Origin of the sequence: Candidatus Infernicultor aquiphilus (genome assembly GCF_002784285.1) — a bacterium.
Lineage (GTDB): Bacteria > Atribacterota > Phoenicimicrobiia > Phoenicimicrobiales > Phoenicimicrobiaceae > Infernicultor > Infernicultor aquiphilus.
Genome location: NZ_PFKO01000205.1, coordinates 1 through 1,380, shown reverse-complemented (window position 1 = coordinate 1,380; position 1,380 = coordinate 1). Strand labels below are relative to the sequence as shown.

Annotated in this window: 1 protein-coding gene; it reads right to left on the bottom strand. The window is 27.8% G+C overall.

Annotated elements, in window-relative coordinates; genetic code table 11:
- The coding region (locus COZ07_RS05440; protein WP_406607566.1) for a hypothetical protein at positions 1 to 1,343 on the bottom strand (1,343 nt) is incomplete at its 3' end.
- Between the last annotated feature and the right edge of the window lie 37 nt (positions 1,344 to 1,380).

The window sequence follows — 1,380 nt, the reverse complement described above, 5'->3', positions numbered from 1 at the left end:
TTTAAACTAAAAACCGTGTCATCTGAAAATGTAATACCCTTTTGAGACATAAGAAATTTAACAAACTTTTTGGCATCATCCCCAATAAGTGACAAAACGTACTTATTTACAATTTTATTATTATTTCCTTTAAATATTTCCCAATTACTTCCCCATTGATATAATACAAAAATACATCCTCCATCTTTTTCTGTAATTTCTTCAAATATATCTCTTTTTTCATCAACAAAGTATTTTTTCAATCGGTTAGCAACTTCGTTTTGCAATTTATCGAGATTTACTGATTCATAAATATTATGAAATAACCCACCCCCTCTTCTTTGACATAAATGAACTATAAGAACAGCAAATGGAAGATATTGGGTATCCATAACAACTTCTTCTAAAACAGATTGTATTTTATCTTTTTCTATTTTGTCATTAACAAGCAATAGCAAAAGACTAATTGAATTGTGATATTCAGAACCTCCAATACTTCCTTCACCTTTTATAGAAAACTTACCTGCATTTTTATATATAACTCTTATTATTTCATAAATCGCTTCTTTTGGTATTCTGTCTATAAATACCTTAAGTTTATTGAAAAATTTCGAAAGTATTGATTTTTTTTGAAGTTCAAATATTGTTTTAGAAATTACATTTTCTTTTTTTACGTTTTCTGTTGAAAGCCATGCATCTAAAGTTATTTCTATAAAATCATCGGATATATCCGATGATGGTACTTTTAACATAAAATATTTTCTAAAAGACTCTGGATGGGTAATTCTTTTTTCTGCCCTATAACTTGCTGCCATATCACTACCATATTCTATTCCACCACCGCTTAGAGCATTTTTCACTTCAATGAAAAATATATCCTTTAATAATTCTTTTATAACTTCTCCTTCTTTTTCATTCTTAATAAACTCATTAATATGTTCATTAATCAACTTATATTTTTTATTTGCTTCTAAATAAGCAAAGGGAGATAAAAAATAAATCTCAGTACTCCATTTTGAAGGGATATAGAACCAAGGATTATGCCAAATATCGTGATATATCCTGGAGTAAAAAACCCTTATTACCTCCAGAATTAAAAAATCATGTAAATTTACTTCATTCTTAATCGGCGGAAGCGTTGAACGTAAGCCATTTAGATATCTTTTTACGCGACGCAATGTTTTAAATATTTTTTTGACTTGTGTCTGATAAATAAGTGAAAAAGTTTTATTAAGTTTTTCTCTTCTTTCTTTGGAAATTACTAATTCATCAAAAAGTTTTTCTATATGATTATCTAAAAACTGATCAATATATTGCTGTTCAATTGCCGGTAATGGGATTGGTTTCTGTATGATTTTTTCCAAGAATTCCGGATCCATTTTCAAATTATCCTTAAGATAG